The organism is Oleidesulfovibrio alaskensis DSM 16109 (assembly GCF_000482745.1).
Lineage (GTDB): Bacteria > Desulfobacterota > Desulfovibrionia > Desulfovibrionales > Desulfovibrionaceae > Oleidesulfovibrio > Oleidesulfovibrio alaskensis.
The window spans coordinates 194,681-211,405 of record NZ_KI519496.1 but is presented as its reverse complement, the minus strand read 5'-3'; the positions used below and the strand labels follow the sequence as shown (position 1 = coordinate 211,405).

The following is a 16,725-nucleotide window of genomic DNA, read 5'->3' as shown; positions in this document are numbered from 1 at the left end:
GCGGAACAACGCAGCACAACGCGCTGCAGGCGTATCTATGAACTATGCGATGCGCGCTTTGAGGGTGCAGGGAGATCATCTCCCTGCCCGCCGGAGGCAGAGTGAGATCGCATTGTGATAGCTCTCCGACGGGCAAGGGGAATGATTCCCCTTGTATCCCCCGTTGCGCATGTGCGGTTCCGGTCAGCTGAGCCTTATCGGGCTAACGGCGAACTTGCGGACCGGCTCATCACACGATACGGCTGCGTCAAAAGAGCGGCCCGTCAGCGCAACCGGATTCAAGCTTCCCTGTAATGCTTCCGGCATGAACGTAAAATTTTTCATGCTTACCGTAGGCGGCGATACCCTCTGCCACCAGCATTTTTCATCCGTCCGGATTACCTTCAGGGCAAAAGGTGACGGCGGGGGACTTTTGCTCTATATTTCCGCCTGTCATTTTTTACGCACACAGACTGCGCAGCAGCGCAGCAGAACAGGAATCAGACATGCATATACTAGTCACCGGCGCAGCCGGATTCATAGGGTTTCACCTTTCCAGACGTTTTCTTGCCGAAGGGCATACTGTTGTAGGCCTTGACTGCCTGAATGATTACTACGACGTACAGCTGAAAAAAGACCGCCTTGCCCTTTTGCAGCAGGAGAAGGGCTTTACTTTTACGCCCACAGATCTTGCCGACGACACGGCCATGGATGCGCTTTTTGCCAGAGAACAGTTCACGCATGTAGTCAATCTGGCTGCTCAGGCCGGAGTCCGCTACAGTATCGAAAACCCGCGTTCATATATCCAGTCCAACCTTGTGGGCTTCGGCAACATAATTGAAGGTTGCCGCCACAATGGGGTGAAGCATCTTGTGTATGCCTCGTCCAGCTCTGTTTACGGTCTGAACACCAATATGCCTTTCAGCGTACACGACAACGTGGACCATCCCATCAGCTTGTACGCCGCCAGCAAAAAAGCCAATGAACTGATGGCTCACACCTACAGCCATCTTTACAGACTGCCTACCACAGGGCTTCGGTTCTTTACCGTATACGGCCCGTGGGGCAGACCGGACATGGCTCTTTTTCTGTTCACCAAAGCCATTCTGGAAGGCAAGCCCATCAATGTGTTCAACGAGGGGCACATGCGCCGCGACTTCACGTATATTGATGACATCATCGAAGGAGTGGTGCGCGTAACCATGCGCACTCCCGAGCCCAACCCCCAATGGGACGGAACAGCTCCTGACCCTTCTTCCAGCCCTGCGCCGTACCGCATCTACAACATTGGCAACAACAACACGGTAGAGCTTGGCGAGTTCATCGCGACTCTGGAAGAATGCCTGGGCAAAAAGGCCATTAAAAATATGATGCCCATGCAGCCCGGCGATGTGGAAGCAACATATGCCAATGTGGACGACCTGATTGCCGACACCGGCTTCAAGCCCGGAACTCCGCTCAAAGAAGGGATAGCAAACTTTGTGAGCTGGTATCGGGAGTACTACAAAAAATAGCTGCCGTGTACAGCTCCAGACTTCAGGCCCGCTTTTGCGGGCTTTTTTGTTGCTGCATGGTCTCGCTCAACGTATTTCTTTTTGTAATACAAAAAGACTTCTCATCAGGCTTTCTTTTGTTTCACGTGAAACATTAAGTTTTGCCTTAACAACCAGCAAAGCACCGTGGTTGAGCGGTTAAAGCTGTAAACAGGCAATCATGCCGCCTGTAAAAATACTCCGACACCCGTTGACACTTTCTGGCCGCTTTACTAGCTATACACTCGACCTCAGCGTGAAATATGACTGTTTGTCATGTTTCACGTGAAACATGAACGTGCAAACCGAGAGAGAGTGCTGTGGCAAGAATCATCGCTATCGCTAACCAGAAGGGTGGAGTAGGCAAGACCACGACTGCCATTAACCTTGCGGCCTCGCTGGCAGTGATGGAAAAACGCGTGTTGCTGGTAGACTGCGACCCGCAAGCTAACGGCACAAGCGGACTGGGCATTGATCCGGACCAACTGGGCGAAAGCCTGTACACGGTTTTTTTCCGGCCGGAAGAAGCGCTGGAAGCCGTTCACCCCACCAATCTGGAATATTTGTCCGTACTGCCTACCACCACCGATCTGGTGGCCGTGGAGCTGGAACTGGTGGATAAAATGGGTAGAGAATATTATCTGACAGATGTCCTGAAAAATCTGGAAAGCAGATACGATTATATAATTCTGGACTGCCCGCCATCGCTGGGGCTTATCACGCTGAATGCGTTGTGTGCCGCACGCGAATTGCTCATTCCGCTTCAATGCGAGTTTTTTGCACTGGAAGGCATTGTCAAACTGCTGCAGACCTTCGAACAGGTAAAGAAACGGCTTAACCCGGGGCTGACGCTGATGGGCGTTGTGCTTACCATGTACGACCTGCGAAACAGACTTTCTCGTCAGGTAAAAAATGAAGTACGCAAATGTTTTCCGGACCATTTGTTTGAAACAGTGGTACCCAGAAATGTGCGCCTTTCCGAAGCCCCGAGCTACGGAAAATCAATCATTCATTATGACGTGAAATCAAAAGGCGCTGAGGCCTATCTGGCACTGTCCAAAGAAGTTGTGCTCAGAAGGCCCCAGCAGAAAAACGGGTAGGGCGGTTACTCGGTGCACACGGCTGTATGTTCGTAGCAGATGTGGTCTTTGAAGTGTTTTTTGCGCACAGTGGCCCCGCAGGCCTTGCAACGAAAAACCAGCAGCCCGCCAAGATTGGCATTGGTCAGCCGAAACGGTTTGGCCGCATCATGCTCCCAGTCTTCTGTTTTTGCCCCGCAGCAGTTGCACTGCACCTCGGCGTTAAAAGGATACCTGAAGTCCCAGAACTCTTTAAAGGACTCCCAGTCTTCCAGCGGTTCCGGCTGTTCCACCGTCGGATACATGGCATCAAGGGCGTTTTCCAGCAGGGGAGCAACCTTGCGGCCCACCCTGTTCCAGAGTTCTGCACTGATGGTTATTGAATGCAGGTTGCCCTGCCTGTCGTACAGCGGCAGCACATGGGTATTTTTATCAGACATACTTCGCCTCCGAATAGTTGTTGCGCTTGCATAGGGCTGCAACACAATTCAGGAGGAATCAACATATTGTCAAGGAGAGAGAAATGGCAGCTGTGCAAAGAGGATTAGGTCGCGGACTGGATGCCCTGTTTAAAGGTTATCAGGAAGAAGCGCCCGCGGCAGATACCAAACATGAAAATCCGGGCACAGTATCCATAAAGGCGCTGATGCCTAATCCTGATCAACCGCGCAAACATTTCAGCGAAGAAGCTCTGCAGGAGCTGACAGACTCCATCCGTTCACAGGGTGTATTACAGCCGCTTCTGGTGCGGCCCGCCAAAAACGCGGAAGGCATGTACGAAATAATCGCCGGAGAGCGTCGCTGGCGGGCATGCCAGAAAGCAAGGGTGACAGACGTACCCGTCATCATCAAAAACCTGACGGATGAAGAGACCCTTGCCGTAGCTCTGATAGAAAACCTGCAGCGCGAAGACCTGAACCCTATGGAAGAAGCTCACGGCATGGCACAGCTGAAAGAGCAGTTCGGCATGAATCAGGAAACGCTGGCCGCCAGACTGGGTAAAAGCCGATCTGCCGTAGCCAATACACTGCGCCTTTTGCAGCTGCCCGAAGCAGCACAGCAGGACCTGACAAAAGGAGCGCTGACAGCCGGACATGCCCGCACATTGTTATCCGTTTCGGACGAGACCGCGCGCGCAGCATTGCACAGACGCATAATCGACGAAGGGCTGACCGTACGGGCAGCAGAAGAGCAGGCCGCATACTTTAAAGAGCACGGCGAACTGCCCGCAGAAAACAGCGCTGGCCCGGCAAAAAAGGCTTCCGCACTTCCCAGAACCATGCCCAGCCCGACTATGAGCAGCCTGCGCGAAAAACTTAAAGCAACCATGCCGGTAAAGGCCAGTATCACCGGTTCGGAAGAAAAAGGAAAAGTAACGTTGTCTTTTTCTTCTCAGGAAGAGCTGGCAAGGGTTCTTTCACTGCTGGGCATTGAACTGTAGCAAAGGCGCCACTCCATGACCTATTCTTTTGATACTGAACGCCTGTGCGCCGCCATACCGGCTCTGACCGGCAAAAGAGTGCTTATCGTCGGCGACGTGATGGTGGACGAGTACCTGATCGGCGATGCAGAGCGTATATCACCCGAAGCTCCCGTGCCTGTGGTGGGTGTTGAGCGCGAGCAACTGCTTATCGGCGGAGCCGGCAACGTGGCCAAAAATATCCAGTCACTGGGCGGAAAGCCGGAACTGATAAGCCTGTGCGGTACGGGCAGCAACGCAGCAACGCTGCGCCATGTACTGCAAAACGAAAACCTGCAGGCAAATCTGATTGATATAGAAGGCAGAAGAACGACCATTAAAACAAGAGTGCTGGCCAGACAGCAGCAGATGGTACGCATAGACCGCGAAGACACCTCTCCGCTGACCGGCACCGGACTGGACAGAGTGCTTGAAGCCATAAAAGACAGACTCCCGCACCATGATGTAATCATTCTTTCCGACTACGGAAAAGGACTGGTTACAGACGTCTTCATGTCTCGGCTGAATACGCTTCTGGATACATATGCCGCCCGGCACGGCGTACGCCACAATGTTTTTGTCGACCCCAAAACACGGAACTTCCGGCTGTATAAAGATGTCTTCATCCTGACACCGAACGCCAAGGAAACAAGCGAAGGCGCAGGTATGCCAGCCGGTTCGCGTGAAGAAATTCTTGCCGCAGGCAAACGTATCTTCGAACTGCTCAACTGCAGCAAACTGCTGACCACACTGGGGGCCTCCGGCATGGCGCTCTTTAACGGTCAGGATGAAGTGTGGCACATACCCACCACTGGGCAGGCCGTATTTGACGTAACAGGCGCAGGCGACACTGTCATAGCAACGCTGGCTCTGGCACAGGCTGCCGGCATATCTCTGCTGGACAGCTGCATGCTGGCAAACTTTGCCGCAGGTGTTGTTGTGGGACAGGTCGGGGCTGCATCCGTATCGCCTCCTGAACTTGAAGAAGCCGTCCGCAGGCATCAGGCACCCGCTATCAGCCGCTGGCTGTAAATAAAAGCTCCGGATCCTTCCGGAGCTTTTTTGCTTTGTCCGGTATATCCATCCCAAACAGCCTCCGGCGGGCAGGGAGATGATCTCCCTGCACCCTCAGTACGCGCATCACATTTTCCACAGATACGCCTGCGACGCGTTGCACGGCCTTGCTTCGACCCGCTGACGCCGCCAGTTCCGGTTGCGGAAGACAAACGTTAAATATGCCGGTTGGCACAAGAGTCATTTTTTCGTATCCTGAAAAATACAGACAAAAAAGCCTGCACTGACGTGGTCTGATGCAGCACGGGGGGCAACGATGACAGTATGGCAAAGCAGCATTTCGGATAATGGGGCGCTTATTCTGGAAGGGGAAATTGACTACAGCGTTGCTGCGCAGGTGCGGGCAGCCTTGCACAGGCATATCGAGTCCTCCGGCGGGGCGGTAGTGCTGGACATGGAAAAGGTCAGTTACATAGACAGCACGGGGCTTGCGTTACTGATAGAACTGCGCAGGAAACTGCAGGAACAGTCCAGAGAAATACGCATAAGTGCAGCTTCGGTGCGCGTGCGGCAACTTTTTGAACTCACCCAGATAGCTCCGATTTTCGGTCTGCGGAAGGACAGGGCAGACTGAGCATGCCGCGCGAGGTGCAGACATTCGTCTGGCTGATAAACAGTCTGTTGTCGTGGCCTGCACAGGCACGTCGCCGGCAGCGCGTTTTCTACCGGCGGCTGATGTGGCATCAGCTTGCCGAAACGGGCACAAGATCGCTGGGTATTGTTTCAGTTATCGCTGCCTGCACGGGTATGATTCTGGCGCTGCAGGCGGCGCAGCAGCTGGAAAAGGTGGGGGCGCTGAGCTATGTGGCTAACATGGTCAGCGTGACCATTGTCAAGGAACTGGGACCGCTGCTTACAGCCATCATTCTGGCAGGCCGTTCCGGAGCGGCATTCTGCGCCGAAATATCAACCATGCAGATATATGAAGAGATTGACGCGCTTGAGGTCATAGGCATCTCGCCTGTACGGTATCTTGTGGTGCCCAAGCTTTGTGCCATGCTGATCATGCTTCCTGTGCTTACACTGTGGGCAGACCTTGTGGGTATCATTTCCGGCGGTCTGTTCGCTGCGCTGGGGCTGGGGCTTTCATTCAGCGGGTACCTGAATCAGGCCGTGTATTTTCTGGGTACGGGCGATGTTGTTTCCAGCGTGGTCAAAGCCGCCGGTTTCGGTACAGCCATCACCCTGATATGTTGCTGGCAGGGATTCATGGCACAGGGTGGTGCGGCGGATGTGGGCAGACGCACCACCAAGGCTGTTGTGCAGTCAATATTCATGGTCATCCTGCTTGATCTGTTTTTTACAGCCATCAATTATCTGGCAGGATAGATCATGCACTCTTCACCATCCATAACCCTGCAGGATGTCGATGTGGGCTACCCGCACAATATTGTGCTGCACAACCTGCATCTGACCATTCCGGCCGGCAAGATAACTGTTGTGCTGGGCGGTTCCGGTTGCGGAAAATCAACCTTACTGCGTCACATACTGGGGCTGCAGCTGCCCCGGCGCGGCCGGATATATATCGGGCAGGACGATCTGTGCGCCATGAACAGCGAGCAGCTGTACAGCTACCGGCGCAACATGGGGGTGCTGTTTCAGGGCGGCGCGTTGCTGGGGTCGCTGACAGTGGGCGAAAACGTGGCCCTGCCCCTGATGGAGCACACGCGTCTGGACGATGAAACCATACGCACTGTTGTGCGGCTCAAGCTGTCGCTGGTCGGGCTTGATAATGTAATGGACATGCTGCCTGCACAGCTTTCCGGAGGTATGCGCAAAAGGGCTGGTCTTGCCCGGGCACTGGCTCTGGATCCGGGAATTCTACTGTGTGACGAGCCATCTGCAGGGCTTGACCCCATAACGGCGGCAGAGGTGGATCAACTGATTACAGACATGCATGATTCACTGCAGATGACCATACTGGTGGTCACCCATGATCTGGACAGCCTGTACCGTATTGCACAGCATGTCATTGTGCTGCATGCGGGCAGGGTGCTGTTTACCGGCAAAACAGATGATCTGCGCAAGTCGCAGGACAGATACATCAGGCAATTTCTGGAACGCCGGCCGGATGCCAGAAAAACACCGGACTGGCTGCTGTAACGCACCGGTAGCCGGGGACAACATGCTGGACAGAAAACATACAACAAAAGAGATGGTCAGAGCGGGCCTGACAATAACGCTGGGGCTCGCGGTGCTGGGGCTTTTCATTGTGGCTTTCGGCGGACACAGATTCTGGGAAAAGCTAGACACCTATCACATCAGATTTCTGACGGTGAAAGATCTTTCAGTGGGGCGGCCGGTAAAATATGCAGGTATCAACATCGGGCGTGTGCTAGATATTTCGGTGGATAAGATGGACCCGGGGCAGGTGCATGTGACCATCGGCGTGCAGCAGGATTTTGCCGTATATCAGGGCACAGTGGCCAGCATAACCCAAAAGGGACTGGTGGGAGATAACTACGTTCTGCTGAGCCTGAAAGCCCGGCCCGGACAAAAACTGCCGGTACAGAGCGAAATACCCGCAGATACCAGCACTTCGATCTTTGAAGCGGCTGCTTCCGTGGGGCATCTTGTTCAGGAGCTGCATCCCAAGCTGGTACGCATAGCCGACAGCCTTGATATACTGCTTGCCACGATAAACAGTCAGGACATGGCAGGAGTGACCCGGAACATGAATGCCGTGCTGCACAACGCAGCACAGGGCATAAAGACCATGACAACAGAAATACAGGCTGTAAGCGGCGATGCCAGACAGGGAATACGTGAAGCGCGCAACGTGATGCGCACAGTGCAGGGCAGCGCGCACAAAGCCGATGAAGCGCTGGAAAGCACTCGTCTGGCCATGGAAGCAGTACGGATGCAGACCGAAACGCTGGGCGGCATGCTGACGGCGCTTTCCGGCAGGTTTGAAGAAAACATGGAATACGATCAGGCACAGGTGGAAGAAATTTTACGCAACACGCGGGAACTGACAGAAAATCTCAATCTGCTTTCGCGCTCTCTGCGGGACAGACCATGGCAGATTATCTTTCATCCGGACGAATCACACGAAATAACGAGATAACGCCGGCGGACAACACTTATGACAAACATACGCCATACTCACCATACCGCAGTATTGGCAGCCACTGTGCTGCTGGCATGCCTGCTGCTGGCTGTCGGTTGCGGCAGAACAGGCGGCCCCAGAGAAAATCTGCTCCGGATCAATGCAGGCCACGCCCTGCGGGAACAACCGCAGACAACCTGTGCCGAAGACGAAAAACGGCATCTGCGCCTGCAGGAGACAGGCACCATGCCGGCACTCAACAGAACGGCCGTACTGGTGGCGCGGGGCAATGTGCTTGTTCCCAGCACCACATGGTACTGGGAAGGGACACCGGCCGCCTTGTTCACGCGGACCCTTGAAAACGAAACAGCTGTCATGCCGTATTACGACATAAGTACACACCCGGTGCCGCGAAGACAGCTTGACGGCGTTCTGCACACCACCATCACGGCCTTCGAGGTGGTTGCGGACACGCCGTATACGGTGCGGGGCGCCGTACGGCTGGAGCTGTGGACACCTGACGAAACACGGAGAGCGGCCATAACTGAGCTGCGGGCTGAAAAAAGTATTACGCGGATGGAGGCCGACCGCATTGCAGGTGCTGCATCAGAAGTGCTGCAAAATCTTGCCGGACAGACGCGTGCATGGCTGGAAACTCTGGCGCTGCCGGCGCTGCCGCAACAGATAAAGGGCACGCGGTAACCATGGACTGCATGCAATATATAGCCGAGCAACGCATTAAAGAAGCGGCGGAAAATGGTGAGCTGGATGACTATGAAGGCAAAGGCAAGCCACTGGTGCACAATGATGACCCGCTGATGCCGCCGGAATTGCGCATGGCATACAAGATATTGAAAAACAGCGGATTTATGCCGCCGGAAGCGCAGGATTTGAAAGAAGTCCATTCCATAATGGAGCTGCTGGACACATGCAGCGACGAGCAGGTGCGCTACCGGCAGATGAATAAGGTACAGGTGCTTCTTGCCCGTATAAACCGCGGCCGCCGCTATCCGGTGCGGCTGGAAGAATTGCAGGAATACTACCGCAAAACCGTGGAAAGAGTGACGGTGAACGGCGGCAGCTGATGTGCTGTACCGACGGGGCATTGATTCAACTGCCGCATCATATGCGCAGTCCGGTTTTGCAAGAGCTGCAATGTGCACGTCACCCGTCGTGACATGCTTGTGTTTTGCCTTCCGGCGTTGCCGGACAGCTGCGAACAATCAGCAGATCAAAAGGATGTCTTTCACCCCATCATAACCTGAAGTGCCACGTTCTCCTCCTGCCCTGTGCAGGGCGGTGCATACAAAAAGCCCGCCATCCCATAAAGGATGGCGGGCAAATCATACTGAATCATGTCACGCTTTGCGCAGCAGTGCCGCGTAAAAATATTCACACGCAGGGCTGTCGGGCGGAGTCGTCCACTCCAGCATCAGCTGTGCCTGGCTGCGCTCCATAAACCGGGCTATCTGCAGTTCGTTTTCCTCGGGATTCAGAGTACAGGTAATGTAAGCAAGCAGGCCGCCTGCGGGCAGAACCTGCCAGACATTGTCCAGAATTTCCGACTGCAGCGTAACCAGCCGCGCCATGGAATAGGGAGTGCGGTGCTGCCGTATGTCGGGACGGCGTGAAAGCGTACCAAGTCCGGAGCAGGGCACATCAGCCAGCACGGCACGAGGAGCTATACCCTCCGGAACCTGCGAGGCGGGAGCAGCAAACAACGGAACATCAGGCAGCCCCAGCCGCTCCAGCTCCGTACGCAGCCCTTTAAGACGTTTTTCACTGGGATCACTGGCTGCGCATACATCCACGCCCCGTTCGAGCAGCGAACATGTTTTACCGCCGCGTCCGCAGCAGCAGTCCCACACAGGGCCTTCCCATGTTTCGGGACGCAGTGCGTCCATAACTTCCTGCACGGCAAAAGACTGCGACGAAGCTATTCCCTCCTCCTGCAGAACATACAGTTCGGCAGGGCGGGAGTCGGAAGCAAAAAGCAATCCTGCGGCACTGTGCCCGATACATGAAGGATGAGCGGTCAGGCGGGCATGCGTCTGCGGCCCTTCGGGATGCCGCAGGTTGATGCGCACCCCGGCAGGAGCGTGACGTGATGAACCGGCAAGATACTGCTCAGCACGTTCCTCGCCATATGCTTCAATCCACATATCAACAACCCACCGCGGAGCGGCATACCATACCGACAGGTATCCTGCGGTATCAACGCCTTCGGCCTGCAGCGTTTCACGATACCAGCCGGATTGCAGCGGAGCATCGCCCAGCCGGTCGATGCTGCGCAAAACAGCGTTGGCCAGACGCGAAAGTCCTGTTCCGAACCGCGAACGCACATACGAAACAGCCCAGTCCACCGACGCATATACAGGAACACGCTGTAAATACAGTATTTCATACACAGAAATACCCATTGTCAGCAAAAGCTCCGCGGGCAGCCGTGAATCCGGCTTTAAAAAACGGCGTATAAGCCACGAAATTCTGATTTCCGACCTCAGGTATCCATACACAAGCTCCGTGCACAGAGCGGCATCCTGAGGGCTTAATCTGTTGTCTTTAAGGTAACTGTCCAGCACACTCTGTGCTTCACGCTTTTTATCAAGCACATCGCGCAATATTTCCAGAGCGGCACCTCGTGCCGGAGGAAGTGTTGCAACACCGCCACGGCGAGGGGACTGTTTTTTCATGAACGGCCTCGTTTAAGTTCAGCCTCGGCTTTTATGGCAGCTTCAAGGTCGAGCGGAGGAGGAGGATTATGGATAAACATGCGGAGCGCAACTTCCATAAGCTGCATGGGCACGAGCGTATCAAGGCACGGGCCGTTGGGGCGTTCGTTAAGAACACCGTATACCGGCAGAGGATATGTATCCTGAATACCGGATGTAAGGTCGCGCTCGCATGCGACGGCAACAATGAATCTGGGACGCTGCTGCACCACAATGCGGCGCGCTATGGTGCCGCCCGTGGCCACTGCCAGCGACACTCCGTAATGATCGCGCAGAGCTATCAGGTCGCCTATGGGGCATGAACCGCAGCGTTTACAGCGGTCAACGTTATACGTAAGCCGCACGGGACAGTTGCTGTTCTGCAGACAGTGCGGGGTAAGTATCAGAATTTCATCGGGATTAAAGCGCCCTGTTTCACCTCTGATAAGTTCGTTGTTCACACGGATGAAACTGTGACGCACTTTTTCTTTGGGAATACCGAAAAAACGGGCCAGCATGACCATGAGCGGCAGAAACAGCTTGATGGTCAGGCCGCGGATGCGGCTGGTACCCAGCACCGGACGCCCTTTGACTATGTTCAGCACAAGCCCCAGCGCCGCCCATGCGATAAGCAGTATGAGCGAGAGCATGAAAAGGCCGGAAACATACGGCAGCGCAGGGTGAATGTTGGCAAGCCCGATGGAGGGTATCGCCCATACCAGCAACAGAATGGTGCACAGAATAACCGAAGTGCCGGTTATCAGCCCTATGAACAGCCGCTTGCGGGCCCCGTAATACCTTTCCGGTCCGGCTTCTGATGCAGCGTCGCTGCGGTCGGGTGTGGTCGGATTCATAAGGTAACCTTAGCAAAAGGCGGGAAAGGCAATCAATACCCGCGGCACGGCACGACCGGAAAAGAAAAATAACACACCGGCAGAAAAGAAGTTTCTGCCGCATACACTGCAGAAGGGCTGTCGCCGGCCACGGCAGCAGACCACAGCCGGCCACAGAAGCAGGGTCTCAGCATTCATCCAGACCGACACACTCCGCCAGAGTGCATTCGGCCAGATATCCGCAGTAAAAAGCAGAAGCAGTCATGGGCTTGCGGCTGGCAGGACGCAGCGAAGAAACAAGGTACAACCTGTCAGCACAGGCAATGGCCAGCCTGTCGCCTGCCATACCTGTCACCGTGCCGGGCTTGACCCCTTCGGGCACGGCATCACCCGTGCAGCCGGGTTCTATACCCACGCGCAATGTTTTATGCCCTTCGCGGCGCAGCGCAAAAAAAGCCCCCGGCCACGGATGAACCCCGCGGATATGAGCATCCACTTCACGGGCAGGACGGTTCCATACAATTTCACCGTCGGCCTTGGTCAGTTTGGGAGCGTGGGTGGCAGCCTCATGGTTCTGTTCCATGGGCACCAGTTCGCCTTTCATCATCCGCCCCAGCGCTTCTACCAGCAGCCTGCCGCCCAGATCGGCCAGTTCGTCATGCATAGTTGCCGCCGTATCGGTAATACCTATGCCGGTAGCCCTCTGCAGCAGCATGGGCCCGCTGTCCAGACCGGCCTCCATCTGCATTATGGTCACACCTGTCACGGCGTCACCGTTCATGATGGCCCGCTGAATAGGGGCGGCACCGCGGTACCGCGGCAGTAACGAGGCGTGCACGTTCACCGCACCCCGCGGTGCTATATCAAGAACGCACTGCGGCAGAATAAGCCCGTATGCAGCTACCACAAGCACATCAGGCTGCAGCGCGGCAAGCTGACGCACATCTTCTTCGGCCTTGAAATTAAGCGGCTGGAATACAGGCAGGCCGTGTTCCAGAGCCAGCGATTTCACAGCGGAAGGACGGCATTCCAGCCCGCGGCCGCAGGGCCTGTCGGGCTGCGTGTACACAGCAAGCACCTCGGCGTCTTCCCACGCAAGCAGATGAGAAAGTACCGTCGCCGCAAAATCCGGCGTGCCCATGTAGACTATTTTCAGTTTTTCGCGCGCTTCTGCCATTTTTTCACTTTGTTGTCATAGAGTGAACGCTTAAGGCGGCTTATCTTGTCGATAAACAGCGTACCGTCCAGATGGTCTATTTCGTGCTGCAGACAGATGGAAAGCAGTCCGTCGGCGTCAATGCACACGGCGTTGCCGTCAAGGTCGGTGGCGTGCAGACGTACCTTTTCAGTACGGGTTACCTTGCTGCGCAGTGCAGGCACGGACAGGCAGCCCTCTTCGGTATCAACCTTGCCCTCCAGCAGCTCAAGACGCGGATTAATGTATGTCCGCAGGTCCTCGCGCGCCTCCGGGCCGGAAACATCGACCACAATAAGCCGGCAGGTGGCACCCACCTGCGGCGCAGCCAGACCGATACCGTCTGCGTCATACATGGTTTCAGCCATATCGGCTGCCAGCTGACGTATCTCGTCTGTTATCTCTTCAATTTCCTCGCATTCGATGGCAAGGCGTCTGTCGGGGTATGTCAGAATTTCTCGAATCATAGCTTTTTTTTCCTGCTGCGGGCTTACGCACAACGGCGTTTCAGACAAATAATAAGCACAGTACATCCGTTGAAAAGCCCCTGCCGCACGGACAACCGCCGCCTTCTGCCATACACCCGCATGCATGCAGCGGCAACACTTCAATATGCCGGCGACACGGCACAGCGTACAAAACGCCCCGGCGGTTTTCCGCCGGGGCGTACATGGTTATTACGCTTCCTGTTTTTCACGTAGTCTGATGCCAAGCTCGCGCAGCTGTTTTGCCGCTACCTGATCAGGGGCATGCGTCATCAGACAGGTTGCCTTCTGTGTTTTCGGGAAGGCTATGACATCGCGGATGGATGCGGAGCCCGCCAGCAGCATGACCAGACGGTCCATGCCGAAGGCTATGCCGCCATGAGGCGGTGCGCCCAGTTCCAGCGCCTGCATGAGAAAACCGAACTGTTCCTCGGCTTCCTGCGGATCAAAGCCCAGAGCGCGGAACATATGTTCCTGTGCTTCGCGACTGTGGATGCGTATGGATCCGCCGCCCACTTCGTTACCGTTGAGCACAAGGTCATATGCACGGGCGCGGGCTTTGGCCGGATCGCTGACCATCAGTTCTTCGTGGCCTACCTGAGGCGCAGTGAAAGGATGGTGGCAGGCTACATAGCGCTTATCTTCGGGCGAGTATTCAAACAGGGGAAAATCAGTCACCCACAGGAAATTGTAGCTGTTTTCGGGAATAAGCCCGAACCTGTCGGCCACCTTGAGGCGCAGGTATCCCAGCGAGTTATTGACCACGTCGGGCGAAGCAGCCTGAAAGAACACGATATCGCCCGTTTCCAGCCCCAGTTCCGTAGTAAGTGCGGCGCGCTCGTCATCGGAAAGGAACTTGGCAATGGGCGACTGCCATTCGTCTTCCTTAATCTTTATCCACGCAAGCCCCTGCGCACCGTAAACCTTCACAAACTCGGTGAAGTCGTCAATTTCCTTGCGCGAAAGCACGGCACCGCCGGGCACACGCATGGCTTTGACCAGTTCCGCCTTGGCAAACAGCCGGAATCCGGAACCGCGCAGGATATCCGTCACATCCTTGAGGCGCAGATCAAAGCGGGTGTCAGGCTTGTCCAGACCATATTCGGCAATGGCCTGATCGTACGGCATACGCGGGAAAGGCAGCGCCACATCAATGCCCAGAGTCTCCTTGAAAACCCTCGCCATCAATCCTTCCGCCATGGACTGCACGCGTTCTTCGTCCACAAAGCTCATCTCGATATCCACCTGAGTGAACTCGGGCTGACGGTCGGCACGCAGGTCTTCGTCGCGGAAACAGCGCACAATCTGATAATAGCGGTCCATACCGGCCACCATCAGAAGCTGCTTGAAAATCTGCGGAGACTGCGGCAGCGCGTAAAATTCTCCCTGATTCATACGGCTGGGCACCAGAAAATCACGGGCACCTTCAGGAGTGGATTTGGTGAGATACGGGGTTTCCACTTCCAGAAAGTTCAGCTGGTCAAGATAGTTGCGGATAGCCTGCGTGGCACGGTGGCGCAGCTGGAAGTTGCGGGCAAGCCGCGGACGGCGCAGGTCGAGATAGCGGTATTCAAGGCGCAGGTTTTCGCTGGCCTCAACGCGGTCTTCCACCTGAAACGGAGGAGTCTTGGAGGTGTTCAGCAGTTTCCACTCGGAAACATACACTTCCACTTCACCCGTCTTCATATTGGGGTTCACCATGCCTTCAGGGCGGGGACGCACAGTGCCGCGCACGGCCAGCACGTATTCGGAACGCAGCACGTGAGCGCGCTCATGCGCGTCCACGCTGACATCGGGGCTGAACACAACCTGTGTCAGGCCGCTGCGGTCGCGCAGATCGATAAAAATAAGGCCGCCGTGGTCACGGCGAAACTGAACCCAGCCCATCAGGCACACTTCGGACCCGATGGCATTGGCATTCAGCTCACCGCACGTATTGGTGCGCGCCCAATCGCCAAGAGACTCCACATATTTCTGGTGATCCTGCTGAATGTCCAAATTCTGGTCGCTCATGAAGTATACCTCTGTTTCCGGCGGGCATCCGACCCCGCCAAGATACTGTCGAAAAAAGTTAATCAGTCAGCCACAGCACCGGGTGCTGCGTCCAGGGAAATTGTCGTCTGCCCGCCGGTGTCCATGTCTTTCACGGTAACTGTACCGTCGGCAATCTCGCTGCCGCCCAGCAGCAGCACCTTGCGTACATTGCGTTTTCCGGCCTGCCGCATCTGGCTTTTCATGCTGCGGGCGGCAAAGCTGACTTCACCTTTCAGCCCGCTTTCGCGCAGGGCCTCAGCCAGCATCATTCCGCGCTCAAGACCGTCCTGTTCCAGCACTGCCACCAGAAAATCAGGACGCGGCACTTCGCGCTGCGCCTTCTGCTCCAGCGCCAGCGCCAGACGTTCCATACCGCACGCAAAGCCGATGCCCGGCACATCGGGACCGCCCAGCTGCGACACAAGACCGTCGTACCGGCCGCCACCGGCAACGGAAGACTGTGCACCTATTTCGCCGCATACCACTTCAAATGTGGTGCGGTTGTAATAATCAAGACCGCGCACCAGACGGGGGTTTGCCGTATACACCACACCGGCACGCTCCAACATGCCGAGCACCACGGAATGATGCTCCGAACAGGCATCGCAGGTATGGTCGAGTATCACCGGAGCATCCGCTGTCAGCTCTTTACAGCGCGGCACCTTGCAGTCCAGCACGCGCAGGGGGTTTGTTTCCATGCGCCTGCGGCAGTCTTCACACAGTTCTGCCGTATCAAGCGACGCCAGAAACGCCCTGAGTGCCGCATGATACTGCGGACGGCACTCACGGCAGCCCAGTGAATTGATCTGCAGCTCAAGGCCGGACAAACCTATGCGCTTGAGGAACATCAGCAGCATGAGGATTATTTCCGCGTCTGCATACGGTTCCTGCGGGCCGAGACATTCGCAGTTGATCTGATGAAACTGCCGCATGCGCCCCTTCTGCGGACGCTCGTACCGGAACATGGGACCAAACGTGAACAGCTTTGAAACCTGCTCCTGACTATGCAGCGAACCTTCGATATAAGCCCGCATCACTCCGGCTGTCGCTTCCGGCCGCATGGTCAGAGACCGGTTTTTCCGGTCAGGAAACGTATACATTTCCTTCTGCACCACGTCGGTTTCCGTGCCTATGGAACGGCAGAACAGTTCCGTGCGCTCAAGAATAGGCGTGCGCAACTCTCCGTAGCCATAGGATGAAAACACATCGCGTGCCGTATTCTCCATAAAGGTGAACACGTCGCTTTCCGGTGAAAAAAGGTCTGCAAAACCCTTTATTTTCTTTACATTACTCAT

Annotated in this window: 17 protein-coding genes; 10 read left to right on the top strand and 7 right to left on the bottom strand. The window is 55.6% G+C overall.

Annotated features, from left to right (window positions below):
- The first annotated feature begins 485 nt into the window (after positions 1–485).
- Together H586_RS0117650 and H586_RS0117645 are read left to right on the top strand one after the other, a co-directional pair.
- Positions 486–1,493, top strand: a complete 1,008-nt coding sequence (locus H586_RS0117650; protein ID WP_027182665.1) for an NAD-dependent epimerase — start codon at positions 486–488, stop codon at positions 1,491–1,493.
- Between the two features lie 338 nt (positions 1,494–1,831).
- Positions 1,832–2,611, top strand: a complete 780-nt coding sequence (locus H586_RS0117645; protein ID WP_011366227.1) for a ParA family protein — start codon at positions 1,832–1,834, stop codon at positions 2,609–2,611.
- A gap of 5 nt (positions 2,612–2,616) precedes the next feature.
- Here H586_RS0117645 and H586_RS0117640 read toward each other — a convergent pair whose 3' ends face one another.
- Positions 2,617–3,030, bottom strand: coding sequence for a hypothetical protein (locus H586_RS0117640; protein ID WP_011366226.1), 414 nt, complete (start codon positions 3,028–3,030; stop codon positions 2,617–2,619).
- 83 nt (positions 3,031–3,113) lie between these two features.
- Here H586_RS0117640 and H586_RS0117635 point away from each other — a divergent pair, with 83 nt between their 5' ends.
- The 8 genes from H586_RS0117635 (at position 3,114) to H586_RS0117595 (ending at position 9,257) form a co-directional block, all read left to right on the top strand.
- Entirely contained in the window at positions 3,114–4,031 is a 918-nt protein-coding gene (locus H586_RS0117635) for a ParB/RepB/Spo0J family partition protein (RefSeq protein ID WP_011366225.1), read from the top strand.
- 15 nt (positions 4,032–4,046) lie between these two features.
- Positions 4,047–5,081: a bifunctional ADP-heptose synthase gene (locus tag H586_RS0117630; RefSeq protein WP_011366224.1), complete on the top strand. Its 1,035-nt coding sequence runs from the start codon at positions 4,047–4,049 to the stop codon at positions 5,079–5,081.
- Between the two features lie 298 nt (positions 5,082–5,379).
- Positions 5,380–5,697: an STAS domain-containing protein gene (locus tag H586_RS19780; protein ID WP_034619688.1), complete on the top strand. Its 318-nt coding sequence runs from the start codon at positions 5,380–5,382 to the stop codon at positions 5,695–5,697.
- 2 nt (positions 5,698–5,699) lie between these two features.
- Positions 5,700–6,452 (top strand): ABC transporter permease, encoded by a 753-nt coding sequence (locus H586_RS0117615; RefSeq protein ID WP_011366222.1) that lies wholly within the window; start codon positions 5,700–5,702, stop codon positions 6,450–6,452.
- Between the two features lie 3 nt (positions 6,453–6,455).
- On the top strand, positions 6,456–7,226 hold the full coding sequence (locus tag H586_RS0117610) for an ABC transporter ATP-binding protein (protein ID WP_011366221.1): 771 nt from the start codon (positions 6,456–6,458) through the stop codon (positions 7,224–7,226).
- 22 nt (positions 7,227–7,248) lie between these two features.
- Positions 7,249–8,190, top strand: coding sequence for an MlaD family protein (locus tag H586_RS0117605; RefSeq protein ID WP_011366220.1), 942 nt, complete (start codon positions 7,249–7,251; stop codon positions 8,188–8,190).
- 18 nt (positions 8,191–8,208) lie between these two features.
- Entirely contained in the window at positions 8,209–8,874 is a 666-nt protein-coding gene (locus tag H586_RS0117600; protein WP_027182662.1) for a hypothetical protein, read from the top strand.
- Positions 8,875–8,876: 2 nt separating this feature from the next.
- Complete coding sequence (locus H586_RS0117595; protein ID WP_027182661.1) at positions 8,877–9,257, top strand: DnaJ family domain-containing protein; 381 nt, start codon at positions 8,877–8,879, stop codon at positions 9,255–9,257.
- Between the two features lie 273 nt (positions 9,258–9,530).
- Here H586_RS0117595 and H586_RS0117585 read toward each other — a convergent pair whose 3' ends face one another.
- The 6 genes from H586_RS0117585 to hisS form a co-directional block, all read right to left on the bottom strand.
- On the bottom strand, positions 9,531–10,865 hold the full coding sequence (locus H586_RS0117585) for a transcription antitermination factor NusB (protein WP_011366217.1): 1,335 nt from the start codon (positions 10,863–10,865) through the stop codon (positions 9,531–9,533).
- Positions 10,862–11,737 carry a DUF116 domain-containing protein gene (locus H586_RS19775; protein WP_051364095.1) on the bottom strand — a complete coding sequence of 292 codons (876 nt, stop codon included), beginning with the start codon at positions 11,735–11,737 and terminating at the stop codon, positions 10,862–10,864. Before H586_RS19775 ends, H586_RS0117585 begins: the two co-directional genes overlap by 4 nt.
- A 166-nt stretch (positions 11,738–11,903) precedes the next feature.
- Positions 11,904–12,893, bottom strand: coding sequence for a methionyl-tRNA formyltransferase (fmt, locus tag H586_RS0117570; RefSeq protein ID WP_011366214.1), 990 nt, complete (start codon positions 12,891–12,893; stop codon positions 11,904–11,906).
- Entirely contained in the window at positions 12,869–13,378 is a 510-nt protein-coding gene (def, locus tag H586_RS0117565) for a peptide deformylase (protein ID WP_011366213.1), read from the bottom strand. The genes fmt and def overlap by 25 nt, the downstream gene beginning before the upstream one ends.
- 210 nt (positions 13,379–13,588) lie before the next feature.
- Positions 13,589–15,409 carry an aspartate--tRNA ligase gene (aspS, locus tag H586_RS0117560; protein WP_011366212.1) on the bottom strand — a complete coding sequence of 607 codons (1,821 nt, stop codon included), beginning with the start codon at positions 15,407–15,409 and terminating at the stop codon, positions 13,589–13,591.
- A 62-nt stretch (positions 15,410–15,471) separates the two neighbouring features.
- Positions 15,472–16,725, bottom strand: a complete 1,254-nt coding sequence (gene hisS, locus H586_RS0117555; protein WP_011366211.1) for a histidine--tRNA ligase — start codon at positions 16,723–16,725, stop codon at positions 15,472–15,474.